29 protein-coding genes are annotated in these 26,750 nt (G+C 35.8%); 10 read left to right on the top strand and 19 right to left on the bottom strand.

Annotation, left to right across the window (positions count from 1 at the left end; all coding sequences use genetic code 11):
• Positions 1-7 precede the first annotated feature (7 nt).
• Positions 8-670, top strand: a complete 663-nt coding sequence (locus A6M55_RS08710; RefSeq protein ID WP_064197267.1) for a hypothetical protein — start codon at positions 8-10, stop codon at positions 668-670.
• Positions 671-791: 121 nt separating this feature from the next.
• Positions 792-1,160 (top strand): preprotein translocase subunit SecG, encoded by a 369-nt coding sequence (gene secG / locus A6M55_RS08705; RefSeq protein ID WP_064197266.1) that lies wholly within the window; start codon positions 792-794, stop codon positions 1,158-1,160.
• A 124-nt stretch (positions 1,161-1,284) separates the two neighbouring features.
• On the opposite strand, the gene A6M55_RS08700 is transcribed toward secG, so the two are convergent.
• The 7 genes from A6M55_RS08700 to A6M55_RS08670 form a co-directional block, all read right to left on the bottom strand.
• Positions 1,285-2,529, bottom strand: a complete 1,245-nt coding sequence (locus A6M55_RS08700) for a DEAD/DEAH box helicase (RefSeq protein ID WP_064197265.1) — start codon at positions 2,527-2,529, stop codon at positions 1,285-1,287.
• A 118-nt stretch (positions 2,530-2,647) separates the two neighbouring features.
• On the bottom strand, positions 2,648-3,658 hold the full coding sequence (locus tag A6M55_RS08695; protein WP_082892965.1) for a TraB/GumN family protein: 1,011 nt from the start codon (positions 3,656-3,658) through the stop codon (positions 2,648-2,650).
• A gap of 27 nt (positions 3,659-3,685) precedes the next feature.
• On the bottom strand, positions 3,686-4,384 hold the full coding sequence (locus A6M55_RS08690; protein ID WP_064197264.1) for a hypothetical protein: 699 nt from the start codon (positions 4,382-4,384) through the stop codon (positions 3,686-3,688).
• A 135-nt stretch (positions 4,385-4,519) separates the two neighbouring features.
• Positions 4,520-5,083: a YceI family protein gene (locus A6M55_RS08685; RefSeq protein WP_064197263.1), complete on the bottom strand. Its 564-nt coding sequence runs from the start codon at positions 5,081-5,083 to the stop codon at positions 4,520-4,522.
• 132 nt (positions 5,084-5,215) lie between these two features.
• Positions 5,216-5,731 (bottom strand): heme-binding domain-containing protein, encoded by a 516-nt coding sequence (locus tag A6M55_RS08680; protein ID WP_064197262.1) that lies wholly within the window; start codon positions 5,729-5,731, stop codon positions 5,216-5,218.
• A 39-nt stretch (positions 5,732-5,770) separates the two neighbouring features.
• On the bottom strand, positions 5,771-6,631 hold the full coding sequence (locus A6M55_RS08675; RefSeq protein WP_064197261.1) for a dienelactone hydrolase family protein: 861 nt from the start codon (positions 6,629-6,631) through the stop codon (positions 5,771-5,773).
• Between the two features lie 255 nt (positions 6,632-6,886).
• On the bottom strand, positions 6,887-9,433 hold the full coding sequence (locus A6M55_RS08670) for a TonB-dependent receptor domain-containing protein (protein WP_064197260.1): 2,547 nt from the start codon (positions 9,431-9,433) through the stop codon (positions 6,887-6,889).
• A gap of 338 nt (positions 9,434-9,771) precedes the next feature.
• On the opposite strand from A6M55_RS08670, the gene A6M55_RS08665 reads away from it, so the two are divergent.
• Complete coding sequence (locus A6M55_RS08665) at positions 9,772-10,833, top strand: sensor histidine kinase (protein ID WP_064197259.1); 1,062 nt, start codon at positions 9,772-9,774, stop codon at positions 10,831-10,833.
• Between the two features lie 31 nt (positions 10,834-10,864).
• Positions 10,865-11,617, top strand: coding sequence for a LytTR family DNA-binding domain-containing protein (locus A6M55_RS08660; RefSeq protein ID WP_064197258.1), 753 nt, complete (start codon positions 10,865-10,867; stop codon positions 11,615-11,617).
• A gap of 8 nt (positions 11,618-11,625) precedes the next feature.
• On the opposite strand, the gene A6M55_RS08655 is transcribed toward A6M55_RS08660, so the two are convergent.
• Both A6M55_RS08655 and A6M55_RS08650 read right to left on the bottom strand, forming a co-directional pair.
• Positions 11,626-12,126, bottom strand: coding sequence for a LytTR family DNA-binding domain-containing protein (locus tag A6M55_RS08655; protein ID WP_064197257.1), 501 nt, complete (start codon positions 12,124-12,126; stop codon positions 11,626-11,628).
• A gap of 198 nt (positions 12,127-12,324) precedes the next feature.
• A complete protein-coding gene (locus A6M55_RS08650; RefSeq protein WP_064197256.1) occupies positions 12,325-13,245 on the bottom strand; it encodes a fasciclin domain-containing protein in 921 nt (306 codons plus the stop codon).
• Positions 13,246-13,473: 228 nt separating this feature from the next.
• On the opposite strand from A6M55_RS08650, the gene A6M55_RS08645 reads away from it, so the two are divergent.
• Together A6M55_RS08645 and A6M55_RS08640 are read left to right on the top strand one after the other, a co-directional pair.
• Positions 13,474-13,806, top strand: coding sequence for a PadR family transcriptional regulator (locus A6M55_RS08645; protein WP_064197255.1), 333 nt, complete (start codon positions 13,474-13,476; stop codon positions 13,804-13,806).
• A complete protein-coding gene (locus tag A6M55_RS08640; RefSeq protein ID WP_064197254.1) occupies positions 13,803-14,468 on the top strand; it encodes a hypothetical protein in 666 nt (221 codons plus the stop codon). The genes A6M55_RS08645 and A6M55_RS08640 overlap by 4 nt, the downstream gene beginning before the upstream one ends.
• A 17-nt stretch (positions 14,469-14,485) precedes the next feature.
• On the opposite strand, the gene A6M55_RS08635 is transcribed toward A6M55_RS08640, so the two are convergent.
• The 10 genes from A6M55_RS08635 to A6M55_RS08590 form a co-directional block, all read right to left on the bottom strand.
• Complete coding sequence (locus tag A6M55_RS08635) at positions 14,486-15,379, bottom strand: glycerophosphodiester phosphodiesterase family protein (RefSeq protein WP_064197253.1); 894 nt, start codon at positions 15,377-15,379, stop codon at positions 14,486-14,488.
• A gap of 9 nt (positions 15,380-15,388) precedes the next feature.
• A complete protein-coding gene (locus tag A6M55_RS08630) occupies positions 15,389-15,919 on the bottom strand; it encodes a hypothetical protein (RefSeq protein WP_064197252.1) in 531 nt (176 codons plus the stop codon).
• Between the two features lie 27 nt (positions 15,920-15,946).
• Positions 15,947-17,236 (bottom strand): DUF3570 domain-containing protein, encoded by a 1,290-nt coding sequence (locus A6M55_RS08625; RefSeq protein WP_064197251.1) that lies wholly within the window; start codon positions 17,234-17,236, stop codon positions 15,947-15,949.
• A gap of 144 nt (positions 17,237-17,380) precedes the next feature.
• Positions 17,381-17,599 (bottom strand): DUF4266 domain-containing protein, encoded by a 219-nt coding sequence (locus A6M55_RS08620; protein WP_064197250.1) that lies wholly within the window; start codon positions 17,597-17,599, stop codon positions 17,381-17,383.
• A 1-nt stretch (position 17,600) separates the two neighbouring features.
• Positions 17,601-18,533: an FAD:protein FMN transferase gene (locus A6M55_RS08615; protein ID WP_064197249.1), complete on the bottom strand. Its 933-nt coding sequence runs from the start codon at positions 18,531-18,533 to the stop codon at positions 17,601-17,603.
• On the bottom strand, positions 18,520-18,963 hold the full coding sequence (locus A6M55_RS08610) for a thioredoxin family protein (RefSeq protein ID WP_064197248.1): 444 nt from the start codon (positions 18,961-18,963) through the stop codon (positions 18,520-18,522). The genes A6M55_RS08615 and A6M55_RS08610 overlap by 14 nt, the downstream gene beginning before the upstream one ends.
• Positions 18,964-18,991: 28 nt before the next feature.
• Positions 18,992-19,576: a hypothetical protein gene (locus A6M55_RS08605; RefSeq protein ID WP_064197247.1), complete on the bottom strand. Its 585-nt coding sequence runs from the start codon at positions 19,574-19,576 to the stop codon at positions 18,992-18,994.
• 128 nt (positions 19,577-19,704) lie between these two features.
• Complete coding sequence (locus A6M55_RS08600) at positions 19,705-21,075, bottom strand: protein-disulfide reductase DsbD (RefSeq protein ID WP_064197246.1); 1,371 nt, start codon at positions 21,073-21,075, stop codon at positions 19,705-19,707.
• 369 nt (positions 21,076-21,444) lie between these two features.
• Complete coding sequence (locus A6M55_RS08595; protein WP_064197245.1) at positions 21,445-21,729, bottom strand: hypothetical protein; 285 nt, start codon at positions 21,727-21,729, stop codon at positions 21,445-21,447.
• A gap of 152 nt (positions 21,730-21,881) precedes the next feature.
• Positions 21,882-22,583: a hypothetical protein gene (locus A6M55_RS08590; RefSeq protein ID WP_064197244.1), complete on the bottom strand. Its 702-nt coding sequence runs from the start codon at positions 22,581-22,583 to the stop codon at positions 21,882-21,884.
• Between the two features lie 153 nt (positions 22,584-22,736).
• Here A6M55_RS08590 and A6M55_RS08585 point away from each other — a divergent pair, with 153 nt between their 5' ends.
• From A6M55_RS08585 to A6M55_RS08570, 4 genes are all read left to right on the top strand, one after another.
• Positions 22,737-23,342, top strand: a complete 606-nt coding sequence (locus tag A6M55_RS08585) for an RNA polymerase sigma factor (protein WP_064197243.1) — start codon at positions 22,737-22,739, stop codon at positions 23,340-23,342.
• Complete coding sequence (locus tag A6M55_RS08580; RefSeq protein ID WP_064197242.1) at positions 23,332-24,831, top strand: hypothetical protein; 1,500 nt, start codon at positions 23,332-23,334, stop codon at positions 24,829-24,831. The genes A6M55_RS08585 and A6M55_RS08580 overlap by 11 nt, the downstream gene beginning before the upstream one ends.
• A 149-nt stretch (positions 24,832-24,980) precedes the next feature.
• Positions 24,981-25,466: a hypothetical protein gene (locus A6M55_RS08575; RefSeq protein WP_156511011.1), complete on the top strand. Its 486-nt coding sequence runs from the start codon at positions 24,981-24,983 to the stop codon at positions 25,464-25,466.
• Positions 25,467-25,640: 174 nt separating this feature from the next.
• Positions 25,641-26,363 carry a hypothetical protein gene (locus A6M55_RS08570; protein ID WP_229235497.1) on the top strand — a complete coding sequence of 241 codons (723 nt, stop codon included), beginning with the start codon at positions 25,641-25,643 and terminating at the stop codon, positions 26,361-26,363.
• Positions 26,364-26,750: the final 387 nt, after the last annotated feature.

The following is a 26,750-nucleotide window of genomic DNA, read 5'->3' as shown; positions in this document are numbered from 1 at the left end:
CAAAAATATGCTTAATAAAAATAATTTTATAGACTACATGAGCAACCCACAGGCATTATCACTTAATGATATAATGCTGATGGAAAATGCAACTAAGAAGTTCCCGTATTTTCAGTTGGGTTATACGCTCATTGCCAAAGGAATTTATACAAAAGCACCCGAAATTGCCCAAGATGCTGTTCGGAAAGCTGCCATCTATGCACTCAGCCGAAATGCACTAAGAAAAGTAATCGAAAATGACATGGATTGGAATTCTGTACCGACTATCAGAATATCAGAAATTCCAATCGAGCATAAATTTTCGCAAGGAACTATTGAAGAAGAATTAAACCGTGAGAAATTGGAAGAAGAATTAATAGAATCTATTGCAAAACCAGCATTAAGAAATATTCAAGACGAACAATTGGCCATTATTGAACAATTTATAAAAAAAGAACCACGCATTCAGCCAATCAGACAAGGTGGAATCAACGAAGAAGTAGAAGATTTGAGCGAGCGTAGTACAACTCTCAAAGGGCCACTGCTAACCGAAAGTTATGCCAAGATTTTATCTCGTCAAGGTCGTTTCGATCAAGCAATTGAAGTTTATAAGAAACTTTTAGTAAAAAATCCCGAAAAAAGTGCTTACTTTGCGGAAAAAATAGCTGACATACAAAGAAAAATGCAATAGTTTTTGAAAACACTTTTCAAATAACTCATTCATTATCAAGTCTTTCAGCATATTTTTTGTCATTTCTTAAATAAAAGGAAATTTAAAAATATTATTCATAAGTTAATCATTCATTGTAAAAATGTACACTACAGTCTTAGTTTTAATGGTAATTGTTGCCATCTTGTTAGTATTAGTGATTATGATTCAAAACCCAAAAGGTGGTGGTCTTTCGAGCGAATTTGGTGGTGCTGGTTCACAGATGTTTGGTGTACAACGCACTGGCGATATTCTTGAGCAACTTACTTGGGGCTTTTTTGCATTCATCATTGTAGGTGCTTTAACAGCAGGTATATTTTTGGACAAAACAGGTGCAGCGGCCAATGATAACGGCTTAAATGTAGAAAAAGCTACAGCTCGCCCAACTGCTCCAGCAGCTACACCAGCCGCAGCTCCTGCAAGTGGGACTCCAGCAACAACTCCTGCACCAGCAACACAGCCCACCAAATAATTAATATTTCTTCAATCTATTTTGTGTCATTTAATGACATAAAGTTTAGATAAATAAAAAAGCAGTAGCAATTAATATTACTACTGCTTTTTTATTTATTGCTGCGTTGTTTTGGGGCTCTAAATCAGCCTGCTGTTGGCTTCTTATTTTCTGTACCTTTTTTGTTAAAAAACTTCTTTTTACCACTTGGTTTTCGGTAAGGTTTGCGAGCTTGTGATGCTTTGTATTCAGGTGCTTTTCCGAGTCCTAAACTCTCAGTAATATTTTGTTTTTCTACTTCTCTTTCGAGTAATTTCTCAATGTTTGCGATACGATATTGGTCTTTTTCATTGATAAAAGTAAAAGCCGTACCCGTAGTTTCAGCACGGGCGGTTCGGCCGATGCGGTGAATATAATCTTCGGCATCACGAGGCACATCAATATTGATTACCAAATTTAGGTTATTAATATCAATTCCTCTCGAAAGCACATCCGTTGCTACCAAAATCTTGAATTGTTTATTCTTAAATCCCCTCAATGATTCTTCACGGTCTTCCTGCGAATTGTCTGATGAAATACCTTTTGCTTCAAATTTATTTCGATTTAAAATCCGAACAACTTTATCGATCATCGACTTTTGTGAGGTAAAAATAATGACCGATTCGGCGACAGTATTTTTCATCAGATGAATCAACAATGGTAATTTTTGCTCATCAGAAGCTAAATAAAATTGTTGGTCAATTCCCACTGCTGGTTTTGAAACTGCCAAACGAATTTCTTCAGGGTTTTTGAGGATTTTATCAGCAAAATCTCTGATTTTCTTAGGCATTGTGGCCGAAAACATTAGATTTTGGCGATTTTGAGGTAAATGTTTCAACACAAAAAGAATATCTTCCGAAAAGCCCATATCGAGCATTTTATCGGCTTCATCAAGTATCAAACACTTTAAATTATCAAATTTTACCTCGCCCGAATTCATGTGAGCCATCAAACGGCCTGGAGTAGCAATAATAATATCTGCACCTTTTACCAAAGCTTTGCGTTGTTGGTCCCAGTCTTCGCCTTTCCCTCCACCATAAATAGCAATGCTGGTAGCTTTAATAAAATAGCTAAAACCTTCTATTTGTTCATCAATTTGTTTGGCAAGTTCACGGGTAGGTACTAATATGAGTGCCGAAGTATGATTACTCGGTTCACGACTAATTTTATCTAAAATCGGAATCAAATAAGCTGCGGTTTTGCCAGTGCCTGTTTGTGCCGATGCTATTAAATCTTTTCCAGAAAGAATAATCGGAATGGCTTTTTCTTGTATCGGAGTGACTTGTAAATAATTCATGGCGTCCACTCCTGTCAGTACGTCATCATGAAGGTTAAGTTCGTTAAATTGCAATTTTTTAATAATTAAATAGGACTTGTGAAAGCTTTAATACTTACAAATATAGCATTAAGTAGCTTATTAGCAATAAATAAGCCGTGATTGTTTCGTTTCTGAGAAATTTCAAAATCTATTACTCTAAACTCTTCAAGGTATATCCTTTCTGTTTCAAAAGTTTTAATACACCTTTTTCTCCGCCCAAATGCCCCGCTCCTACGGCAAAAAAAGTTGACTTCTGCTTAATATTCTGTTCGATTACAGGAATCCAATTTTGATTTCTTTTATCCAACAGCTCTTCTTCCATCCCTTTCATGCCCACCATTTTCTCCGAAATCATTTTTGTCAGAGCCTCAACATCTTGTTTTATGTACAAATCAATCATTTGATTGTAGGTTTCATTACCTTTCTCACTTTCGTTTACAATTTCCATCAACCATGAAACTTGTTGTTCAATCGGTGCTTTGTCCATTACAGCCATTTGATCTTCAATGGTTTCGAGTCCCAAAACTTCTTTTTTTTCAGTTTTGGCCTCTTTCACAAAATACTCCTCGTAAGATTTAGGCATCGAACAGCCCGTTGATTTCATCATCGCAACGCTCATGTAGAGCATCGGTTTTGCTGGACCAAACATCGTTACATCCATGCCTACGTTTTTCTTAAAATATTCACTAAAAACCTTATAATCACCCTCATTCATAATATCTTTCAACTTTTTCCCATCACTCGACATCATCAGCTTTTGAGTTTTCATTATCATTTGTGGATCGTCCATGTCAATCTCTAAGAAGATTTGTTGGGCAACCTTCAGTTTTTCTTCTGTGCCTTTCGGAACAAAAAACTTATCTGGACAAATCATATGAATTGTGCCAAAAACATACGAAGGCTGCGATAATCCGTTACCCGAAATTTCCCAAAGTAAGCCTTTTTGTGTTTGCTGTGCGAAAGTTTGTGATAACTGCAAAAGTAAAGCGATGAAAACGATGAATTTGTATTTCATGATAATAGGCGTGAATGTTTGAAAATGATTTCTAAAAATAACAAAAAAGCCCGATGAATGTTCACCGAGCCTTGCATTTTTATCTGAGGTATGTGTTTTGAAAATAGTCTGTAATAAGTAGTCTCTCCACTGTAATACCATATACATTTTACCTAAGTCTCAAATTACTTATGTTCACAAAGATAAATGCTTGGTTTTCTTTTCCAATTCTACTACCATAGGTACTAAAACGTGGTCTTCGATGATTGCGTGCTTACGGAGTTCAAGCTCAAATAGTTCAACCTGATTCAAGAAAACTTTGTAAGGTAATGGAGTGGTTTTGTTGTCAGAATATTGCTTGATTATTTCGCTCACTTCTTTCAACTCATCTTCTATTGGAGAGTGGCTGGCAATAAATTTTTCTATTGAAAATTCGGGATCAAGCTCAAGGCTTTCAGCACATACGGGCTTCACTTTTGAAGCAACAATCATTCGGCGTATGTACGGAAACAATTGTTTTTCTTCCATACGAATATGGTCAACGAGCTTATTTTTATAATTATTAAAGAAAATTGCCAAACTCGCCAAAAGTTGGTGACTTTGACCATATTTGCTAAAAATATGCAATAATGATTGCTCAATTTCGGGCAATTTCTTGCTTAAATAATATTTATGTGTTGCTTGTAGATAATCAAGAATATCTGCAACCGAAAATTTCTGCATTTTCTCGAAAGGAAAATCTTCATCGTCATTGTATAAATCCAAAATCAGTTCAATCAACTCGGGGTTCATTTCGAGATGAGTAATTGCTTTGGTTTTAGGCGTAGTTTCTAATCGCTCCGTAATCATTTGAAGCATTTTAGAATTATCAATGAGGTCGTTTACTGATGTCATATTTTTCTTTCTTAGAATCTGAATAGGCAAAGCTATCAAAGTCAGTTTTTAAAAAATATGACGATTGTCATAAAACAAAAAAGCATACCGAAATATTTTCTCAGTATGCTTTTTTTGAGGTATAAAACCTAATTATTATTGAGCAGCAAATTCGCCACTTGCTCTAAGTTCTACTTCTTCAGCTACAACTGCTGATGGCATTGCACCTACACCAAAGTCTGTACGTTTCAACGCACCAGTTACTTTGAAACCAACTAATTTTTTACCTTGACGGTTTGTACCTGTACCAACCAATGTAAGGTCTAAAACGATTGGTTTTGTAACTCCTTTCATTGTTACATTACCCGCCAATTTATATTTTTTTGGACCTGCTGGAGTGATTGATGTACTTTTGAAAGTTAAAGTTGGAAATTTAGCTGTATCAAAAATATCTTCTTTTTGAAGGTGACCATCACGCATTTCTTGATTAGTAGTCACTTGTTTCATATCAGCCGTCAATTCAAAAACTGCATCTGAAAAATCTTCTTTTGATGAAGTGATTGAAGCATCAAAGCTTTTAAATACACCATCAACTTCTGACATCATTAAGTGAGTAACTGTGAAAGTCATTTTAGCGTGAGCTTTGTCAAGTGACCATTTTTGTGCAAAAGATGCAACCGATGCTAATAAAGCAAAAGCAAGTACTGTGATTTTTTTCATTTTACTGTGTTTTTTTGGTTAATACTTATGAATAATTAGACTAAATACGCTGGACAAATGTAATGACATATAATGTCTTGACAAATTATTTTAACAACATTAACAATCTATTAACGAAATAGACTATATGCATTATTTACCCGCTTCGCCTTCAGGCTTGCGACGCTTCATTATTAAACTATCGGCAGGGTAATTGGCCTTTAGTGTGGCCATCTGAGTTTTTGCCCATTCAACAATTAATTGACGTTGAGCATCGGTAAGATTAGCTTCTTTGTGTAAGCCAAGAGCCGTGTAAGATTCCAAAGGCATTTCGTTTTCTTCGACGGTCTCAATCACTTCTTCAAGCTTATGATTTTGTACGGCAATCGGAAGTTTAGTAAAAGTTGAGAAATTGAGGTGTTTTTTACCATCATCTACGTGATGTGCCAAGAAAAAGGCAACGGGTTGGATATTGTTGTACCACGGATATTCAGTTTTATTGGAATGACAATCTCGACAAGCAACTTGAAGGACTTGCTTTACATCGGCTGGTACTGCATATTGTGTTGAAATATCATACGTATTATCATCCGAAAGATTTTTTTCTGGATGTATAAACTGAATCAGAATCAATATGACCCCAACTCCAAGAGCAATTTTCTTTAACATATTCGTAAATTTTAGGTTAGTTTTTTATAAATTTTATTTTCAAGATAAAGTATCTTTAAACAAACGAAGCGTTCGCTCCCAAGCTAATTTGGCTACTTCGGCATTATATCGGGTTGGAGCGGTATCGTTATTAAAAGCGTGATTAGCTCCATCATAAACATATATCTCGTGTTTTGTGCCTGCGGCTTTTAGTGCAGCCTCGAAAGCTGGGATTCCTGCATTTACTCGTTCGTCAAGTCCGCCATAATGTAGCATCAAAGATGCTTTGATTTTTGGCACATCAGCAGCTTCTGCTTGACGACCATAATATGCAACTGCTGCATTGAGTTGCGGCGAATTTACGGCCATCTGATTAGCCATTGCTCCACCCCAACAAAAACCAACGCAAGCGGTTTTTCCATTAGACTCTTTTAGTGAGCGTAAGTAATCAAAACCTTTTACAAAATTATTGATATTTTTCTGAGCATCGAGTTTGGCAAACAAACCACGAGCTTCATCTTCGTTGGCAGGAGTACCCCCGAACGGCGAAAGTGCATCAACACCCAAAGCTAAATATCCTGCTTTTGCCACTCTGCGAGTTACATCTTTGATGTGCGGATTAAGTCCACGATTCTCATGAATCACTAAAACTGCACCAATTTTCCCAGAAATTTTCTTAGGTTTAGCCAGATAGGCTTTCATTGTTGTGCCATCGCCTTCGTAAGTAACCTCTTCGGTAGTTATGTCTTCATCGTCTTCAGCAATGGTAGTAGCATGGGCGTAATTTACTTCTAATAATGGCAAAATGGCTATCGCAGCGGCAGTACCACCCGCGAGCTTTGCCAAACGTGTCATAAAATCGCTTCGAGTGAGTGGCTTGTGCGTGTACTCATCGAAAAGGTTGATAATTTCTTGATTCATAGTTTTAGGATAATTTTAGGTTGATAAAACATTAATAATTAAAACTCTAATCGAAGTAAAGGTATCGAAATTTTATACAATACGTTAGAAAACAAATAAACGTTGAAAGATAGGCTCTATTTTGATAAAAGAAGGGGCTTGCTGAAAATCGCAAGCCTTCTAATTTTTCAACCTAATCAAAATAAAAATCTTTATATTTCCTGAGAAATGGCTCGAAGAAATCAGTTTCTCCAAGACCATTCTTCGATGTTATTCTTAGTTATTATCACCACCGCCCATCACGTCATCGTTTTTCACTTTCGATTTTTTGCTTTCAGTAAATTTCATTTTACCAATTTTATAGCTGAAAGTTAGTTTCACGTTTTGGTTATAAAGGTTATTAACCATTACTTGATTAAACATTGGCGTGGTTAGTGTGCTTCTCATTTTCATTCCGAAGAAGTTTTCAGCAGCAAGACCGATGCTACCTTTTTTATTAGCAAATTCTTTTCTTGCACCGATTGAATACATACCCATTCCACCTTGTGAACCTTGAAGCTGCACACGATTTCCTCTGAAACCGCCTGAAGCTTGAACAGCCCAACCTTTCTTCAAAGAAATTGACGATTGTAAACGTCCACTAACTACGATACCATCATTACTTATTTTTGCCGAAAGCCCATCTAAACCAGTTTGTTGTCCTTCTAAATAATTATAGAATATATCAACTCCTCCATTCAATGTCCATTTTGGTGTTAAGAAGAAATTTCCGAAGATATTTGTTCCGAAAGTTTGCTCTTTACCAATATTTTCAAATGTGGTAATGATTGCCCCAACAACCGAATCTGACGGCATCGAAATACGCGTGATTGAGTTGTTTGTCTGACGACCAAACACCGAAACATTCAAATATGTTTTATTGATATTTGTGCTTAAAGCTAATTCAACGTTATTTGAGATTTCGGGTCTCAAAGTTGGATTACCTACTGAAATACTCTGAGGATTTGAAATATTAAGGTTTGGGTTAAGTTGTTGTAAACCTGGTCTTTGAATACGGTTATTGTAAGCCAATTTCAAGGTCGATGATTTACCGAAAGGCTTTGAAATATTGATGCTCGGCACAAGATTTCCGTAAGCAGGAATTACAATATCATTGTTTTGGTCGTTGGCGTCGATGGTTGTATATTCATAGCGAGTACCCACTTTGACCGTATATTTATTCCTTGTTGTAAGAGTGTATGAAACATATCCTGCGGCAATATTTTGGCTATAATTCAATAAACCTCCTGGATTACGGGCATCTGATGAAAACGACCCTGTTGGATTAGCCACTAAATACTCAAAATCGCTATCTACCTGACGTCTTACTGTTTTTAAACCTACCTCAAACATTTGATTTTGTTTGATTGGTGTCTGAAAATCAGTTTGCAAAGTAATTTCCTTGTTAAAGTTTTGGTTTAAGTTTTTTTGGCGGCTTACCAGCTCTTGTGAATTACCCAACAAATCAGTAAAGAAATTATTAGTTAATTTATTTTGGCTGTATTGACCAGAAATCGAAAACTCTTGTGAAGGCTTGAAAGTACGAATATAATCAAGGTTTAAATCAACCGAATTTGAGGCGTCTCGGCTATCAACATTTCTATAAGAAGTCGAATTCAAAACATTATTTGTAAACTGATTGATTGTAAAATCCTGTGTACGGCTAAAACCACGAGTACCGAACGCTACCGAAGCAGTAAGCGATTGGTTTTTGGCCAGATCATAATCAAAACCTAAATTATATCTTCCAAAAAGTCCGTTATCACTCGCATCTGCCGATTGATTTGTTAGAGTCGAAACACCATTTCTTAGCGTAGTTTGATCTAAAGTAACCAACGATTTATTATAGAACGCACGGCCAAAACCACCCAACGTTACGCCCAGTTTACCTTGACGATAGTTTCCGTTTAAGCTCAAGTTTGAGCCACGAATACCTACACCCGAATCAACGTTGAGCGTTAAACCTTGTAAAGTAGATTTTTTCAAAATGATATTAATGATACCACCCGAACCTTCCGCATCGTACTTGGCTGATGGTGACGTGATTACTTCAACACTTTTAATCAAATCGGCAGGAATCATTTTTAAGGCATCAGCAATGCTACTTGCCACAATTGTAGAGGGTTTGTTGTTAATCAAAACTCTGATGTTTGAAGTTCCACGCAACGAAACGTTTCCATCTAAATCAACCGAAAGCATCGGAACTTTACGCAAAATATCAGCAGCATCACCACCTCTTGAGGTCAAATCTTTTTCGGCATTATAAACCAATCTATCAACTTTTTCTTCAATCATTGATTTTTCGGCTGTTACGGTTACTTCATCCAATTGTTTTACGCTTTGAGCCAATTTTATTACGCCCAAATCGTTGTCTTTGCCTTTTTCAACTTTTACTTCAATGGTTTTATCTGTGAAACCGATAAATGTGATAACCAAGTTATATTCGCCAGCCGCCACACGGTTCATTGAAAACTTACCTTTTTCGTCAGCGATTGTGCCATCAACTACTTTCTTTGTATCTTTAGTATAAAGAGCAACGTTAGCAAATTCAACGGCTGTTGAAACGCTTTCGTCAACCACAAAACCAAAAACTTTTGAATTTCCTTTTGGAGCGTCTCCGTCAAGATTAAGCGTTGGTGCAGCAGGTGTAGCTTTTGGTCTTCCATTGCCATCGCCACCTCTTTGTCCGCCGCCCATTCCGCCTGGACCACCAGGGCCAAACTGTGCAGTTGCCAATGTCGTGGCAGCTATTATAAGTGTAAAAATTGATGCTAACTTCTTCATTGTTTTATTATTTAGTATTTTGAATGTCGGTTTCTAAGAATTGTTCAACTTCTCTGTGTCGCTGAATTCTGCAACAAATCAATCACTAAATTCTGAGACTATTTTTAATAATAGATAAGTAAGGCGTTCAACTCGACGACTGGGCGGATATTTCGACGATACCGAAGCGTAGAATAGTTAAACCGAAATGTCGATAAAATTGTACTAATTGTAGAAAATAGGGGTTAAAATGGGTACTTTTTAAAGACACAGGTTGCATTTAACCGAGTTTTTAAACAAACTTTGATATTATTTATGAAGCCTATCATACATCTGGCAATCGTTTAATTATAAAAACAATGCAGAATTTCATCAAGAAAATTGGAGGGTCAACAACCAACAGAATATTGTTATTACACCTATCTTTTTGGGCGTTATATTTTTCTTTCTTTTTTTACCAGATTACTTTCAGCCGCCACGGAGAAGAACCAAACTATGAAAGGTCATTCTTCGACGCCTCTACGCAAATATTTTTCATGGCTTTGATAAGCTATTTCAATTACTTTATTTGCTTGCCACGTTTCTTGGTTCATAAAAACTTTGGACAGTATTTAATTGAATTTTTGATACCTTTTACGATTATCATTACCTGTCATATCTTTTTAAAGCGATATATTTATTTAGAAATCAAGGAAGCGAAAGGCTTTTTATATTCATCAAAATTTATAAGTCAGCACGTAATTGCTGCTATTTTTATAGCTATTTTTATCGGGATGCTACGCTTTGCCAAAGACTGGTTTGAGCTGGAAGCTAAAAAAAGTGAGATTGAAAATGAAAAATTAACCGCCGAACTGCGTTTTCTAAAAGCACAAGTAAACCCGCATTTTTTGTTTAATACACTCAATAATCTTTATTATTTGGCGATGATAAACTCACCAAATACGACCGAAGTGATTGAGAAACTCTCGCAAATGATGCGATATATGCTCTATGACTCTAATCATCCGAAGGTTTCGATGACTAAGGAGATTGAATATATGAAGAATTACATCAGTCTCGAAAAACTTCGTCTGGACAACCAAGTACCAATTACTTTTGATATCGAGGGTAACCCTGACTCAGTGCAGATTGTACCACTTATCTTTATTACATTCCTCGAAAACGCTTTCAAACACGGTGTGAGCAATAGCATGACCAACGCCTATGTAAATATTTCAATACATATTGATGGACAACAATGTACATATTGCGTAGAAAACAGTAAATTGCCACCAAACCTCGAAACAACCAACGAGAAATCAGGAATCGGTTTACAGAACGTCAACCGTCGTTTGGAGCTTAGTTACCCAAATAATTATGAGTTGATTGTCAACGAAGATGATAAAGATTATATCGTGGTTTTGAAACTGAATTTGGCTTAATTATTCATTAACAATTTATAATTGACAATTAATGTTGACTTGCATAATTATCGAAGATGAACCATTGGCTCGAAACCTAATGGAAGCTTATGTGAAGAAAGTTCCACATTTGAACCTGCTAAAATCGTTTTCGAGCTCATTGACTGCTTTAGATTTTCTACGTGAAAATACGGTCGATATATTATTTTCGGATATCCAAATGCCCGAAATTACTGGCATTACATTGCTGAAAATTCTGCAAAAAAAACCTTTGGTGATTTTGACTACCGCATACTCTGAATATGCCCTTGAGGGCTACGAACTTGAAGTTTTCGATTATTTATTAAAGCCAATTAGCTTAGAACGTTTCCTAAAAGCAGTCGAAAAAGCTACGATTCGTTTAACCGCTACCCAACCAGTCGTTCAAGAAAAAATCGTGCAGGAAGTTTTAGTCAGTTCAGAAGGCAATCACGGTTTTATTTTTGTGAAAGATGGCACAAAACTCGTCAAGATACGCCTCAATGAAATTCAGTATATTGAAGGATTGAAAGATTATGTTTGCATTCACACCAAAGATAAAGATTCAACGCTCAAAAAGATTGTCACTCTTCAAACCATGAAAAGTCTGGAAAGTCAACTCTCTGAAAATCAATTTATTCGAGTTCATAATTCTTATATAATTGCCTTCGACGCCATTGATGCTATTGACAAAGAAAAAATACAGATTGGCAAAAATTTTATTCCCATCAGCGATACCTACCGCAAGACATTCAAGGAGTTTATAGAGAAAAAACAGGTAAGCTAATAGCCCCTTTATTGGTCAAGCCATGCCTTAAACTCTTTTACTTTCTCTTTACTGATGAAAATCTCCTGCTCGAAATGCGGTTTCAAGAACAGTTGTAAACGATTATTAGACAGTTGTTTAACTTTGAGAATAGCATCAATTTTTACAAAGAATTTTCGATTAATTCTATAAAAAACGTGTGGATTCAGCAAAGCTTCGAGCTGTTCCAAACGATAATCCACAATATACTGTTTGGTATCATTTGCCACCAAATAAACGATTTTGTCTTCAGCGAAAAAATAGGCAATCTCATCAATATTTTTGAACAAGATATTATTGCCAGTTTTTACTAAAAAACGATTTTTGAAATTGGATTTGCCTGTTTGCTGGAATTCGATTGGACTAAACCAACGAAAATTTTTGTTGATAGACTCAACTTTTTGTATTTTGATTTCTGAACTAAAATCTTTCAGAAGTTCAGATATTTTATCTACCGTGAGTGTCTTTTCCTCAAATATTAACCCCCTCATCTATCTCTTGAATTTAGACTAATTATTACTTATTTTACTCAAAGGGAAAAGCAGTTTGTCAATTTCAACAGTAATAAATAAATAGGTAGTTTATGTAAGTAATAACCTTTTTGATTGAAAATTGTTTAAATAAATCTCAAAAAAAAGGTCGAAGCATTCCGAAGAATACCTCGACCTTCAACACAAAAACAACTATAATTACGGCAATAAAACTTTATCAATCACATGAACTACGCCGTTTGTTCCAAGAATATTCACGGCAGTTATGTTTGAATTTCCACTTGTTTTTCCTTTCACTTTTGCTCCACCGGCCAAATCGAAAGTAAGTTTTGCTGCAGGATTAGCAGTACCGACTTCGCCACTTACATTTGGTAAATCCGATGAAAATACTCTGCCAGGAACCACATGATAAAGCAAAACACTTGTCAACAGAGCTTTATTAGTTGGGTCAAGCAATGTTGCTTTTGGTATTGTTTTGTACAATTCAGTAAACGCTGCATTAGTTGGTGCAAAAACTGTAAGCCCACTTGTAGAAGCAGAAGAGAGGGCTGTAACAACCGAAGCATCAGCAGCAAGGACCAAAGATACTAATTCAGAAAAATTTGGATCACCCTGTGCAATTTCAACCAAACTTTTGGTTGGTGGCACAATTACATTATTAATCACATGTATTACGCCATTTGATGCAGAAACATCAGCAGTTGTAACTTGGCTATTACCATTGATAAAAACCCCAGTAGAATTTTTTGAAAGAAAAATCGACGAACCGAGCGTTGTGGCAGTTCCTGACTGTACATCAGCCGCCAACACTCTTCCACTAATCACATGAGATTTCAAGATGTTAACTAATTCAGCATTAGTCAATTTACTTGCATCAATTTTGGCAAAGGCATCATTTGTTGGGGCAAAAACCGTAAATGGACCTGTACCTTTCAAGGTCGAAACGAGTCCGTTGTCAGTTAAAAGTTTGGTCAATGTTGAAAAACGACTATCTGCCAACGCTACATCTACGACATCTTTTGCTGCTGGTGTTTCATCAGTGTCATCACAAGACATCACACCAAAAGACAATGAACTTACAAGAATACTTACTCCTAACAGGGCTTTAATTTTTTTCATAACGATTGAATTAATAAAGTTGTTGATTAATGATTTAAACAATTGTATAACGCTTCAAAAACGCCAACCAACTATTGAAATAGAGCGAACGTGAATATTTAAGGAGTCAATGGCAAATAAAATGGAGTGAATAAAAATTAAATTTAATTTTTATTCAAGAAATAATACATAAGAATTTGATGTATAAGAAAATTATGTATATTCGCTCATTGAAATAAATAATCAGCAATGAATCAACACATAAAAGGTAGTTTAAGCACGATAATTCTAAAACTGCTACACGACAATGGCCGAATGTACGGCTATGAAATTACGCAAAAAGTAAAAGAAATAACACAGGAAGACATTCAAATTACTGAAGGGGCTTTATACCCGATTCTTCATAAATTTGAAGCAGAAGAGATTTTGATGGCTGAAACCGAAAAAGTAGAAGGAAGAGTAAGAAAATACTATAAAATCACACCAAAAGGAAACGAAGTAGCAATTGATAGAATAGCCGAACTCCGTGCCTTTGCTGAAAATTTAAACCTAATCTTAAATCCTAAATTGGCAACACTATGAAATTAACCAAAGCACAAATTGAAGAACTATACGCTTTTACACGCAAAAAGTATGTAGAACATTATGATGTTCAGACCGAACTCGTTGACCACTTGGCTACTTCAATCGAAGAGAAAATGAGTACAAGCAATATCAATTTTGAAACTGCCCTACAACAAGTATATGCCCAATTTGGAATTTTCGGTTTCAGTGAACTTGTCGAGAAAAAAGGGATGGAAGCAGCCATCAAAGGCCGAAAGTTGTTTAGAAAAAGTTTTATTGAATATTTCAGATTACCCAAAATTATATTGTTTGCAATGATTTTGCTGATGAGCTATAAAGTTTTCGAAATCTCAAACAAAGATTTCATTGCTTACTGTTTTTATGCCTCAATTGTGATTTTTAATGTAATATTCATTGTAAAGTCTATTCAAGTAAAAAGAAGTGTAACGAAACCACTGCTACAATTCGAGAATATTTACATCATGAGTTCATCTTTTGGGTCTTCGCTTTTGATATTTCAAATCTTTTTTAAACTTTCTATAACAGATTTGAGCAATAACTATCCAGCCCTCATTCCTATAATCTTTTCAATTATCTGTATCAGTTATTTAGCCGAAATTGATGTTTTAGATAAACTATTCAATCAGCAAAAAAGGCTTTATCCAGAAGCATTTAAATAAATTTTTCAGCAACTACTCTATTTACGAAGCAAAGAATCCGCCTTTATTCTTTGCTTCAACATCGCATAATACACCTCATCAGTAGCCGCCATGGCCTCTACTAAATGTTTCACTTTATCAGTTTGGATAAAATCGGGGTTCTTTCTGATGGCTGCAATGTTTTCATCTTCGGTTTGCACATTCCAAACGGCTATCCTAAAACCAGCATCATGCGATTGTTGTACTTGTTCGGCCGTAATATCTTCACTTGCAATCGTGATTCCGAATAAATTCAATTCTTGGGCGGTTTCTAAACCTTCTTCAAAAGTTTGCGGATAGATAAAAAGTTTGAAACTATAGTTTTTAGCCCGCAAAAGCGTCAAGAAATTTTTATCGTTTGATTCAATTAAAAGTTTTCGCTGAATTTGGTATTTCAGAGCAATTGCTTCGATTGCGTTGGCAAATCTGCCTAAATAGGCATCATCGTTTTTGTCTGCATTATAGAGTTTACAATCAAAAGTAAATTTGTGAGAAGATAAATCATCAATATTTGAGAATAATTGGTCGAGCGAGATGATTGCATAAGACTTATAAGGCATTTCATCATAATAGCCCGCTTGGAGTTCGGCAAAAGTATATTGGCTGACTGAACCTGTTAGATTGGTTTTTTCGCTCAAATCTGAGTCATGAAATGCCACCAAAACACTATCTTTGGTCATTTGAACATCAATTTCACTGCCATCAGTTCCTAAATTTAGGCAGTTCATGATAGACTCGAAAGTATTGATTGGATAAATTGACGAAATCCCCATTCCGCCATGTCCTAAAACCGTTATGTAGTCTCGGCTGAGGTTTTCAACTTCAAATATTTCGGTTTCTTTTTCGCAAGAAAACAATAAACTGAGTAGTGGAAACAAAAAGATTTTTTTCATAAAATTTCGTTAAAAACCATAACCTATTGATAACCCAAACCATGAGTTATATAACTTGTCTGATGAAATAATAGGTGAATAGTTTAAGCGAAAAATGATGCCTCGCTCCGATTTTTGATAACGATAACCAGCAGTAAAGTTTGAATTCAAGGTTGTTTGCCTTTCAACGGCAAACGTTGTGCTATTTGTTTGAGTTACATTCGAAAAAGTCTGTCCGAATCCTACCTCAAGGTGATGCGTTTTTCCATAAATAGCATTGATAGCTACTGGAATAATAACATCAGGATTAAACTTATTGTTAAAATCTTTGAGATGAAAAGTGCTAATTCCCAGACGAACACCAATTTTTAAATTGGGAGTCAGCTTATTTTTTTGCTGAAAAATTACTCGTTCATAATTCAACGAGCCATAACCTCCCGCCCCGAACGCTTCAAGATAAATCAGGTTCCGAATAGATTTTTGCTGAACTACCTGCGAAAATGATTTACCTTGAACAACTATTAAAAATACGATGAGCCAATAAATTTGTTTTCTTTTCATCCACGAATCTTGCTCTCCGTTAGCAATTTATTTGAATTTGGCACTCAATGTAATGATATTTGCAACCATGCCATTGCTTCGATTATAATGTCCATAACGAAGCTCGGCAGTATTCCAATGTTTAATTCCGAGAACACCATCGGGCGGAGCAATTCTAATTCCTGCTCCCCAAAATGCACTTTTAAAATCCGAAATATCAAAATCTGACGTATAATAAGTTTCGGTCAGTTTATGGCTATTGATTGGAGCAAAATAATCAACAGCAGTTTGGCTATTAAAACGATAATGCGGCGTAACCGACACAAACGAGGTTATTTTTACAGGAACCTCAACACTGACTGTATGTGCTTTCATACCCCAATTATCTTGGTAATACCGATAAAACGAACGAATGATAAATCTATCACCCAAGAAATAGCTGGCACGCAAACCAACTGGTAATTTCGCACGAGTACCTGGTAGTTTTTCCACTTTCAGCGTACCGTCAGTAAAATAAACTCGGTGATATGGCGTACTCAAAAGCCCTTCTTGATAAGATGGCTCAATAACCGCCATTAATTGTAAACGTTTATTAATAACCTGCGAAACTCCAATTGATAAATTATATGAGTTTCGGCGTTTAAAGTCAATATTTTGGTCACCTTCTGCTCCCGAACCATAATTATCTGGTCGAACTTCATAAGGTAAAATTACCGACCAAGTATCAAAAAATGCTCCCAACTTTAGGCTCAATTCGGTATTATTATCTTTCGATGATTTTGAAAAACTCAGATTTCCACCGTAAGATTTATAATCCCATTCGGTTGAATAAGATAAACTTGCTCCAACAGTATTATGTTTTCCATCATCTTTTCGGCTCCATGACAAAGTTGGGTAAAAGTGAACATCCGACATTGAAGCTGATGAAACCGAACGAGGGTCAATCAAATCGGATGAAGCTGATGAATAATAATCAACAGAAGCATCGGCAGTGATTGAATGTTTACGAGCTTTTTTGTCGGTAAATGATAATTTGATATCCAACGAATTAGCAATATCAAACAACTTTTCTGTTCCAATCCCGCCAGTCACGGCCGAATGGTTACCGTCTTGAGCATAATATGCCGAAACAAGGTTGACTTCTTCTAATTTCAACGAACGAAAACCACTTTCGGCAACGGGCTTAGAGCTTAGTTTATATTCTTTACTCGATGTTGGCTTTGTGTTAGTAGTTTCAGTTTTCTTGTTTTTAAATATGAATTTGGTATTATCGTATTGGGCATAAGCACCGCTTAACATACCAACGTATAAACCAATTGTTACTATTACTTTTTTCATAAATAGGAATTGTTTAGGTAGCCGAGAAAAGGATTCAACGCATTCGGCTGTTTTACTCATTATGTGACATTAGAAACCTTATCTCTTGGCATATAACTATCTTAATATCAAACATTTAACGAAAATTTATTTCGTCCAACATTGTTAGTTGCAACCACAGCCTCCACCACTTTTCCCACCATTTGCCCCTGAAGCCCCTTCACGATAGAGATAAAAACTGGTTTCAAATTTCTCGGCTTTACGAGCAGCCAATTCCATTTCTGAATCGTTAATACGACTTTTTTGATATTCTTTCACCGTTACACACGAAGCCATTGAGCCGAGTAAACAAACTACAAGAGCAACTATTTTGATTGATTTCATTTTATGAAATATTAATGTTATTTGACGTATAAATTGTGTTGCTATCATCAATGATGATACATGCTATTTGTTGCATTTGATTGATAAGGCTAAGACCAGCATCAACACCCAAAACTGTGATTGGTGTGGCCATTGCATCGGCCAATTCGGCATTTGGACAAATAATCGTCACACTTTTTATTCCTGACACTGGAAATCCAGTTTTGGGGTCAATCGTATGTGAATATTTTTTACCGTCAATAATTACGTATTTTTCATAACTCCCAGAAGTAGCAACCGCCAACCCACTGATAGATAATGACGAAAATGCTTCATGCTTATTTTCGGGGTCAGCTATACTGATTGTCCAAGGTTTCCCGTTAGGTTGGTTTCCCCACGTTGTGAGGTCACCAGCGGCATTTACGATGCCACTTTTTACACCATTTTTTATAAGTAAACGTTTGGCACTTTCGGCAGCATAACCTTTTCCGATTCCACCAAAACCAATTCTCATACCTTTTTCCTTCAAGAAAACAGTCTGATTTTCAGTATCGAGTATCACATTATTATAATTAATTAATCTGACTGATTCTTTGGCTGCTTCGGCATCGGGAAGAGAGGTCATTTCTTTATCGAAATTCCAGAAACGCTTATCTATCGAGCCATAAGAAATATCAAATGCTCCATCAGTGAGCGATGAAATTCGGAGCGAACGCTGAATCAAGTCAAATACTTCTTTATCAACTTTTACAGGTTTTATACCAGCATTTTGGTTGATTTGGTTGGTCTGACTATCATCGCTGAACGTAGTCAAGAGTTTTTCAATCCGACTGATTTCTACAATTGCAGCCTCAATTTGTGATTCTGCCCAAGCTCCATCTTCGCTTACTACACTGATAGTAAAGCGATTACCCATCAGTCGGAGTGTTTTATGAAAAATCTTATTTTCTGGCATTGATAATACTTTGGATTTCCTGCACAAAAGATTCAGTAGTAATTCCTGCTGGATAACCATCCCACTCTTTCAAAACTTTTCCATCTGCACCCACTAAAACTGTGAGTGGGAATTTGCCTTCTTGGTTGTATTTTTCGGCGAGGGCTTCGTTCTGAGCAGTTTGCTTTTTGTCCAATTGGTTTTTCTTTAATCTTGGAAAATCGGCACGAACTAAAGCCAAATTTTTATCGGCAAAAGTCAGAAATTCGGGTGTATCTAAGACATCTCGTTTGAGTTTAATGCACGGACCACACCAATCCGAACCAGAAAAATTAATAATAATGTATTTATGATTCTGAACAGCCTCGGCTTTTGCTTTATCGAAATCGAGTCCCCATTGTGGAGAGCCATCGAGCACTAAGAATGTGAGAAGAATGCTTAAAAATTTCATGTTTTTAGTTTAGTTTAACGGTTTTCTCTTAATAAACGACTAATGTTGTGCCGTCGGTAGCAACTTTATAAACAGCCAGCCCAGCTCTACCGTTTGAATTTAAACCTGCTCCTGTCAACGAGAATCTTGCTCCGTGGTCAGTACAATACCATTCGTTATTGCTGTAAATAATTCTTTTCTTTGGTTCGTGTGAGCAAGTTACAGTTGCCGCCACATAAGTATTTGACTTAGATAGTGCAATTACAATATTGTTAACAATTACATAGCCCCCAACCGTTTTTAATTTAGCATAAGTGGCAGATGTTAAGTCTATTTTCACTTTCGTACTCGTTATTTTATTGAGTTCTTCAGTCGAAATCACTCCAGTTGCTGTCGTTGTAGTTGTTCCAGTAGTTGTACCAGTCGTAGTCCCCGTAGTTGTACCAGTCGTAGTTCCTGTTGTTGTGCCAGTTGTTGTTCCCGTGGTTGTTGTGGTTGTACCAGTTGTTGTGCCATCTGGCGAAACCGTTAAAGCATTTACATATTTATCATCTTCTCTGACGCATGATGTAAGCAAAGCCATTAAAGCTCCTCCACTAAAACCTGCTGATTTCAAAAATTCGTAACGTGTCATAATTTCTTTTTTTTAATAACGGTTAATACTTTTAATTACGTAAGTCATTGCTAAAGGGTGGGGTATGTTTTAGAAAACTGACACCTCTTAACTAAAGACGAAACTGAAATAAAAATGGTTGGCTTTATCTATTTCTTTTTACCAATTTCAAGAAATTTAACAAAATCTTCAACGCTTGAATAGCCAATTGGGTCAACGATTGTTTTTCCGCTGGCGTCAACTACGGCATAATACGGTTGGGCATTGTTGTTGAATCTCGTGATTTCTAAATCCATATTTTTATCACCTACGGTTGTTTTTAGTTCATCATCGTAGGTTGAAGTATAATGCTTTTCTTTGGGCAATTCTTTTTTATCATCGACATAAAGTGAGGCTATCACATAATCTTGTTTCAAACGTTCTAAAACTTCTGGTTTTACCCAGACATTTTCCTCCATTTTTCGACAATTCGCACAAGCGTACCCAGTAAAATCGAGTAAAAGTGGTTTGTTCACTTCTTTTGCATAGGCAAGAGCATCGTCGTAATCGACAAAACCTGACAAACCATGCGGCATTGGTCGGAGTTTTTCGGGCGAAACTCCCGCCAATTCAGACTGGTTATCTTGCGGAGGCAGTATTCCCGAAAGTAATTCAAGCGGTTTATCTTGAACAACTCCTGGAATGAGATAAAATGTAAACACAAAAAATATAGCACTAAAAGCTACTCTCGACCAGTGATAGGTTTTTACTTTGGTATCTTTCGGCAATCGAATGAAACCTGCAATATAAAATGCGATGATTCCGAAAATCAGAATCCAAATGCTTAAAAACGTATTTCGGTGTAGTAAATCAAAGTGATAGGCTTGGTCTATATTACTTAAAAATTTAAGAGCCAAAGCAAATTCAGCAAAACCCATAACGGCTTTCATTTCGTTCATCCACCCACCTGATTTTGGCATACTTTTGAGCCATTGAGGAAACATGGCCAACAGTGTAAAAACTAAACCAAAAGGAAGTCCAAAAGCCAACATTCCCCACAAAGGTCGCCAAACTTCTCCCTGTGCAGCCAAAATCAGCAACGAACCAACAAACGGAGCAGTACAAGAAAACGAAACTACCACCAAAGTTAAGGCCATAAAGAAAATCCCCAACCAACCACCACTTTCCGACATTCCATCAATGCGATTAACGAATTGATGTGGTAACACAATCTCGAAAGCCCCCAAAAGTGAGATTCCGAAAACAATAAAAATAACAAAGAAAATAAGATTTGGCAACCAGTGTGTACTAATAAAATTGAGAAATGGAGCTCCAAAAGCCATTGTTACGAAGCCAATCAGAGCAAAAACAAACATGATTGAAAAACCATAAAACATGGCTTTGCGTGAGCCGTCAGTTTGTTTAGTAAAAAAACTGACCGTCATAGGCATAATCGGGTAAATGCAAGGCATAAAAAGATTGGCCACTCCTGCCAAAAACGCCACAGATAAAAAACCGAGCAAAGACTGTTGTTCGTGCATAAAAAAATAGGTTTGATGGTACTTTATAATCTATACGTAAACCAACTTGAATAAGTGGGGTAATGCGAGAAAAGTTTATCAATAATTAAGAAGCGGTTAGTTTCATAAATTTCATTCTACCTACGCTAATCGTTTGGAATGAATGACGAAGTCTTCAAGAAAAAGGTTGCAGAAGAATTCAAGATTACTTACCTATTAATCTAATTGACAACACAGATTGTTCATTTGGTATTCAACGGATGGTTACGTCCTTTCAAAAACTTTGTGCGGGTAAATATCGAAATACGATTGTAAATATTGCTTATATAAAACAGCAAAAATAAAGCGTTCTGAGTGTTAATATTCAGAACGCTCCAAAATATGCAAAAATCACTTACCTTTCTTCTTTTTCTTTGGCTTTCCAGTAAGCGAATCAGGTTTTACTTTCAATGAATCTTTTGGCATTTTTACATGTAGGCTATCTTTGCCTCCACGTTTCAAAGAATCTCCGTGGCGTTTATGCAATGAATCACCTTTATGTTTGGTAGAATCATGGGCAGTAGCCGCCGAAACGGCATCAATCGACATCGAATCTGGGCTAATAGTATCTCTATTACACGCAATAAAATAAATGCTTCCAAGAGCAAAAAATGCTAATACAACTATTTTTTTCATCTGCTTTGAATGGTTTTTATGATTGAAAAGTTTAGTCCAAAACAAGGTTTAGTAAAAATAGTCGAGGCCTCAACTACAACAATTTTTGGAATATAACACAAGGACGAAAACGCACTTTAAATTGGTTGCATAGTGATTAAAATTTAAAAAAATTAAATCTTACCTTCTTCTGGGTTCTTAGCTTTCTTAGCTTTTTTCTTCAAAGCATAATCAAAAATACCCAGTTTCAGACCAGCATTTGCTGCAAAACCACTTAAATCAGTAGTATTTGTTGAATGATGATTAAAAGCAAAACGATAATTTGCTCCAACATAAAACTTAGCATAACGTGATAAATTAGCTTCCACATTTATACCAGGTTGAATAATTCTACTCATGTTATAACGATTATCATCATCAAAAATATCATCAAAATCTCGGTCACGACCTCGGCCTCCTCGGTCATCATCAAAATCAAATCCATTACCACCAACGCCAATCACCAAAGGAAATGAAACGTGTACTGCTGCATTGGGCATTACAGTATATTCCATCTTGAAGCCACCAAATTGTGCATTCAAATCAGTATTTTGGCGATTACGGAAACTACCAAAACCCGTTGCCCCGATGGCAAACTTTTTATTGAACTGTAACATCAAAGCTGCTCCACCCAACGAGGTAGTTCCGCTTCCGACCTGCCCGTACTGATACTCTGGTGCAAGATAAAGACCCAAATAATTTACTTTCAGCTTTGCTTTTTTTCCACTAAAAACTGTCTTCATTTCTGATTTTGTAGAATCTTGTGCCATCAAATTTACAGACGAGCCTAAGCTTAAAGTCGCACACAAAAGCATCATTTTTCCATACTTTCTCATAAAATTCGCTTATTTTGTATTAATAATTCGTTTTCATTCTCCATTACGCAAGGCCATCAAAAAAGGTGGGGTAACTATTTTTTTTCTTTTACCCCACCCTTTTCGCCCCACGTTCGTAATGAGAGTTAGATACCTAAACTAAATTGTACAAGCTTGTTTTTTAAGAAAAAGACATTTTCGGAAGATAACCTCGACAGCGTAATTAAGGCTTGCATTGACAATAACGGTCAAGCCCAACGAACGCTCATCAAACTCTTTTTAGGGTATTCCAAGAGCGTCTGCTCACGTTATTCGAGTAACGACCAAGAACTCGAAGAAATTATCAACGATGGCTTTCTAAAAATATTTACCAACCTACCCAAATACGATGACTCACAACCATTCAAAGCATGGGTTAGAACAATTATGGTAAATACTGCCATTGACTATTATCGAAGCAATAAAAAATACCAATTACACATTGCTGTCGATGAGATAGAAATCACTGATTTTGATGATGATGTAATCAGCAAATTATCGACCGAAGAAATCATGGACCTTGTCAGAAAACTTTCGCCGATGTATCGGATGGTTTTCATGCTTTATGTGGTTGAAGGCTATAAACACAAGGAAATTGCCGAAAAACTGGGCATTCAGGAGGGAACTTCAAAATCGAACCTTCAAGATGCTCGCATAAAATTACAGGAGATGATAAGAGTTCATTATCCGCATTTATTTGATATTTACGCAGTTCGAAAAAATAAATTCAATGAAAACTGACAAATTTGATGAAGAGTTCAGACGAAAAGTCGAGAACTTTCATCCACCTTTCAATAACGAAGAAATCGACCGAATTCAGAGTTATGTTGGCCAACACATCCCTCTGAGTTTTTGGCAGCGTTTTGGCCATGTCCTTACTTACTCGGTCGGGGCCTTAATCATCGTTACATTACTAACAACAACCGTTTATAAAACCTATGAGAATAAATCTTTACTAAAACAACTTTCAGTTCTGAATACCCAATTGGAGCAAGCAAAAGCTGACTCCTTAACTAAGACTATTGCCCCAAAGGAGATTGTAATCGAAAAAACAGATACTGTTTTTGTCACAAAATATATACCGATACCTGCAAACAATGACAGCGAAGTAGTGGAAAGTGAAATTACAAAAAACACTATCCCAAACACTTCTCCAAAATTTGCAGATGAATCAACAAAAGAAACAAAAAACAACATTGAACTAACTGATAAAGAGCATATTATAACAAATTCAAGCGAAAATAATTTAGATAAAAACATTTCTAAAGTTAGAAAAACGGAAACCTCAGTCAGAAAAGACGGAAAGCAAAATGCGGAGTCAAAGTATCATAGCGAATCAGTAAACGAAAACGCTATATCTTTAAAAAGTACAAATACTAAAAAAGCAGATTTTGTGTTGACTGAACAGGTTTCGGCAAACGTTATTGGTGCAACGTTACCAATTTCAACGCCCAATTCGGTCGCCAAAGCAACTGAAAGCTTCCGATTCAATGATGCTCATTTATCGCATCGTAGCTACAATTTTGATGAAAATAAAGCTATTTTTGACTTATCAAGAAGAGATTTCATTTTACCAAAATCGTCTGTAAAAATAAGCGAGAAGAAATCTTTCAAATTGCCAACTATAACACTGCCAAATCTAAAATACCGAGTTGGTTTTGGCGTAGAAATGGCCGACGAATACGGTGGTTTCAATGTGTTAACCGATATTTTGCTAAGTAAACGATGGAGTATTACAACAGGAATTGGTTTATCGACATTCTTTGATGAGAAAGACTTTGATGATGAAGAAGAATTTAGAAGAGATACCAAGAAAGATTTCAGAAAAGAATACGAATCTCGAATCAATGATAATAGCCAAATCAACGATATTCATATCAATCAGGCACTTTTTAAAGTACCCGTTTATTTTAATTATCGACTGCCTTTACCTAAAAACTTTACGGTTTTGTTAACAGCTGGGAGCAATCTTGATGTTTACAGTCGTCAGTTTGTGTCTTTCAGTGACCAAAATTCATTCCGAGATAAAGACCATTTCCGATTTAGCATCAGAGGTAATACGCAGCTTTTCAATAATTTACTGTTTTCGACAGGTATTGAGAAGCGTTGGCAAAAGTATTCCATTCAGCTAAGTCCGTATTTTATTACACAAATAAAACCGATTTCATACCAAGAAGAAAACTGGCAAATTGGTATAAAACTCAACGGTTTTTATCGACTGAGCAGATAAAACACTACAACTTACTTACCCAAAGCCCGATTAGTTCGCTAATTTGGGCTTTTTTATTGTAAAAAAACGGTTTGAATTCTATAAAATCATGAGAATGTATTAAATTTGAGCAATCAGATGACCTTGAAAAATTAATGACAAATATTACTATGAAGCATTCTAAAAAAATAGTGCTTTCGACAATCTTCGTTTTGGGCTGTATCTTGAGTAGCTATGCTCAATATTACGGTGGTGGATATGGTGGTGGCTACGGTGGTTATGGCCGAGGCTATAACAGTGCCTTCAATAATCCAGGATTCGATAATGGCAAACCAAAACCGCCACCCGACCCCGACGAAGTAGCAAAAGAAGAAACCCGCATAATGGTAAAGAAATTTAAGTTAGATGAAGAACAAGAAATCTTGGTTTCATCGCTCAATGAAGATTATGCTTACCAACGGAAAGATTTATACGAGCTTATCAAAAAAGAGTTTGGTAGCACTCAACCAACGCCTGCCCAAATAGCCAACGCTAAAGAAAAAATGGAAGCATTGGAGGCAAAGAAAGATAAAGAACTTGAAAAAATCTTTACTCCTGAGCAATTTAAGGCCTATCAAGAAGTGAAAGCCAAAGCCCAAAAGGGTAAAAAGAAATAAAATCCTGTATTTTTGATGAAAAGGCTCTTATTTAATAAAATGAGAGCCTTTTTTATCATGAATCTACAATTTTTAATACCTTAAAAAGCCAAATAGTATAATATCCCGTAAATAACTGCGTTAAAAAATAAGTTTAATAAACCGTTTGTGAAGAAAATAAACAAAATTATATTTTTGAATTTCAAAAGAATTAAAATTTATAGTAGATTTCTCTGCTTATTGTTTGTCCTATTTTCTTTTAAGGTATTCGCTCAAAATTCGCTTTCAGATACCATAATTGTCACTTATCCAGATAGTCTTCGACCACGGCTCAGTTATGCCATCAACTGGGATGCTCGTAGCTCAATAATTAAAGAGCAACGAGTAAACATTTGGGGCGTAAATACAGGTATTATTTTAGGTAGAAAAAGAAATCAGATTACTTTGGGATATTATTGGCTCAACTTTAATTCTTACTTACGCTTACTCGACCTAAGAAAATCGGCTGCTAAACGAGTAAATCTTGACTATTACACCAAAACTGACTTGTATTTTTTTAGTCTAATGTACTGGAAAAACTTCATCAATAATAAACGATGGAGAGTAAGCGTTCCTGTTGAAGTTGGTATTGGTGCAACCAAAAACGAAAATGTAGGCTTATTCAACGAAATTCTTATTTGGAAAAGAAAAGATTATTTTATTCCGATTCAAGCAGGAGTTTATATTGGTTGGAAAGCTACTCGTTGGGGTGGATTATCCGTACAAGGAGGCTACCGTTATGCTATGCATCAAAGAAATATTCCTACAAACTACAATGGTCTTTATTATAGCTTGGGAGCAAACGTGCAATTAGAACTATTGACAGACCTATACAAATGGATATTCAAAAATAAAAAGCCTGAAAACATAATTAATTAAAACAGCTTTAAAATTTGAAAATAAAACTCCATATTTTTTAGGAAAACCCAAAAATAACTCTACTTTTGTTTTGCGAGCATAAATTAAGAGTTGTGGCTTTACTTTTTTTGATACCGCTCGATAAAAAAATATTTTTATGGTTTCATACAATAAAATTTATTTTTTTTTGTTGCAATTGCATAAGATTCTTTATATGTTTGTGTCATCAAAGAGAAAAAAATAAAAAAATACTTGTAACAACATATATTTTTGTTTTATCTTTGAATCATAATTGAGAACGCAAATATTTTCGCACTTCGGTGCAACCTTTTGCAAAAAAAATTCGTATTCTATATAGAAATAAAATATTAAAGATAAAAGTTGTGTGGATTTAGTAGCGGGAAAGGC

It is taken from the genome of Emticicia sp. MM (assembly GCF_001649495.1).
The sequence above is the reverse complement of the archived record's forward strand: the minus strand, read 5'-3'. Positions and strand labels throughout refer to the sequence as shown.

Excerpts from the sequence above, each read along its gene's own strand:
- A6M55_RS08710 (WP_064197267.1), top strand. The coding sequence starts at position 8 with ATGCTTAATAAAAATAATTTTATAGACTACATGAGCAACCCACAGGCA.
- secG (WP_064197266.1), top strand. The coding sequence starts at position 792 with ATGTACACTACAGTCTTAGTTTTAATGGTAATTGTTGCCATCTTGTTA.
- A6M55_RS08695 (WP_082892965.1), bottom strand. The coding sequence starts at position 3,658 with ATGTATATGGTATTACAGTGGAGAGACTACTTATTACAGACTATTTTC.
- A6M55_RS08690 (WP_064197264.1), bottom strand. The coding sequence starts at position 4,384 with ATGACATCAGTAAACGACCTCATTGATAATTCTAAAATGCTTCAAATG.
- A6M55_RS08685 (WP_064197263.1), bottom strand. The coding sequence starts at position 5,083 with ATGAAAAAAATCACAGTACTTGCTTTTGCTTTATTAGCATCGGTTGCA.
- A6M55_RS08680 (WP_064197262.1), bottom strand. The coding sequence starts at position 5,731 with ATGTTAAAGAAAATTGCTCTTGGAGTTGGGGTCATATTGATTCTGATT.
- A6M55_RS08675 (WP_064197261.1), bottom strand. The coding sequence starts at position 6,631 with ATGAATCAAGAAATTATCAACCTTTTCGATGAGTACACGCACAAGCCA.
- A6M55_RS08670 (WP_064197260.1), bottom strand. The coding sequence starts at position 9,433 with ATGAAGAAGTTAGCATCAATTTTTACACTTATAATAGCTGCCACGACA.
- A6M55_RS08665 (WP_064197259.1), top strand. The coding sequence starts at position 9,772 with ATGCAGAATTTCATCAAGAAAATTGGAGGGTCAACAACCAACAGAATA.
- A6M55_RS08660 (WP_064197258.1), top strand. The coding sequence starts at position 10,865 with ATGTTGACTTGCATAATTATCGAAGATGAACCATTGGCTCGAAACCTA.
- A6M55_RS08655 (WP_064197257.1), bottom strand. The coding sequence starts at position 12,126 with ATGAGGGGGTTAATATTTGAGGAAAAGACACTCACGGTAGATAAAATA.
- A6M55_RS08650 (WP_064197256.1), bottom strand. The coding sequence starts at position 13,245 with ATGAAAAAAATTAAAGCCCTGTTAGGAGTAAGTATTCTTGTAAGTTCA.
- A6M55_RS08645 (WP_064197255.1), top strand. The coding sequence starts at position 13,474 with ATGAATCAACACATAAAAGGTAGTTTAAGCACGATAATTCTAAAACTG.
- A6M55_RS08640 (WP_064197254.1), top strand. The coding sequence starts at position 13,803 with ATGAAATTAACCAAAGCACAAATTGAAGAACTATACGCTTTTACACGC.
- A6M55_RS08635 (WP_064197253.1), bottom strand. The coding sequence starts at position 15,379 with ATGAAAAAAATCTTTTTGTTTCCACTACTCAGTTTATTGTTTTCTTGC.
- A6M55_RS08630 (WP_064197252.1), bottom strand. The coding sequence starts at position 15,919 with ATGAAAAGAAAACAAATTTATTGGCTCATCGTATTTTTAATAGTTGTT.
- A6M55_RS08625 (WP_064197251.1), bottom strand. The coding sequence starts at position 17,236 with ATGAAAAAAGTAATAGTAACAATTGGTTTATACGTTGGTATGTTAAGC.
- A6M55_RS08620 (WP_064197250.1), bottom strand. The coding sequence starts at position 17,599 with ATGAAATCAATCAAAATAGTTGCTCTTGTAGTTTGTTTACTCGGCTCA.
- A6M55_RS08615 (WP_064197249.1), bottom strand. The coding sequence starts at position 18,533 with ATGCCAGAAAATAAGATTTTTCATAAAACACTCCGACTGATGGGTAAT.
- A6M55_RS08610 (WP_064197248.1), bottom strand. The coding sequence starts at position 18,963 with ATGAAATTTTTAAGCATTCTTCTCACATTCTTAGTGCTCGATGGCTCT.
- A6M55_RS08605 (WP_064197247.1), bottom strand. The coding sequence starts at position 19,576 with ATGACACGTTACGAATTTTTGAAATCAGCAGGTTTTAGTGGAGGAGCT.
- A6M55_RS08600 (WP_064197246.1), bottom strand. The coding sequence starts at position 21,075 with ATGCACGAACAACAGTCTTTGCTCGGTTTTTTATCTGTGGCGTTTTTG.
- A6M55_RS08595 (WP_064197245.1), bottom strand. The coding sequence starts at position 21,729 with ATGAAAAAAATAGTTGTATTAGCATTTTTTGCTCTTGGAAGCATTTAT.
- A6M55_RS08590 (WP_064197244.1), bottom strand. The coding sequence starts at position 22,583 with ATGAGAAAGTATGGAAAAATGATGCTTTTGTGTGCGACTTTAAGCTTA.
- A6M55_RS08580 (WP_064197242.1), top strand. The coding sequence starts at position 23,332 with ATGAAAACTGACAAATTTGATGAAGAGTTCAGACGAAAAGTCGAGAAC.
- A6M55_RS08575 (WP_156511011.1), top strand. The coding sequence starts at position 24,981 with ATGAAGCATTCTAAAAAAATAGTGCTTTCGACAATCTTCGTTTTGGGC.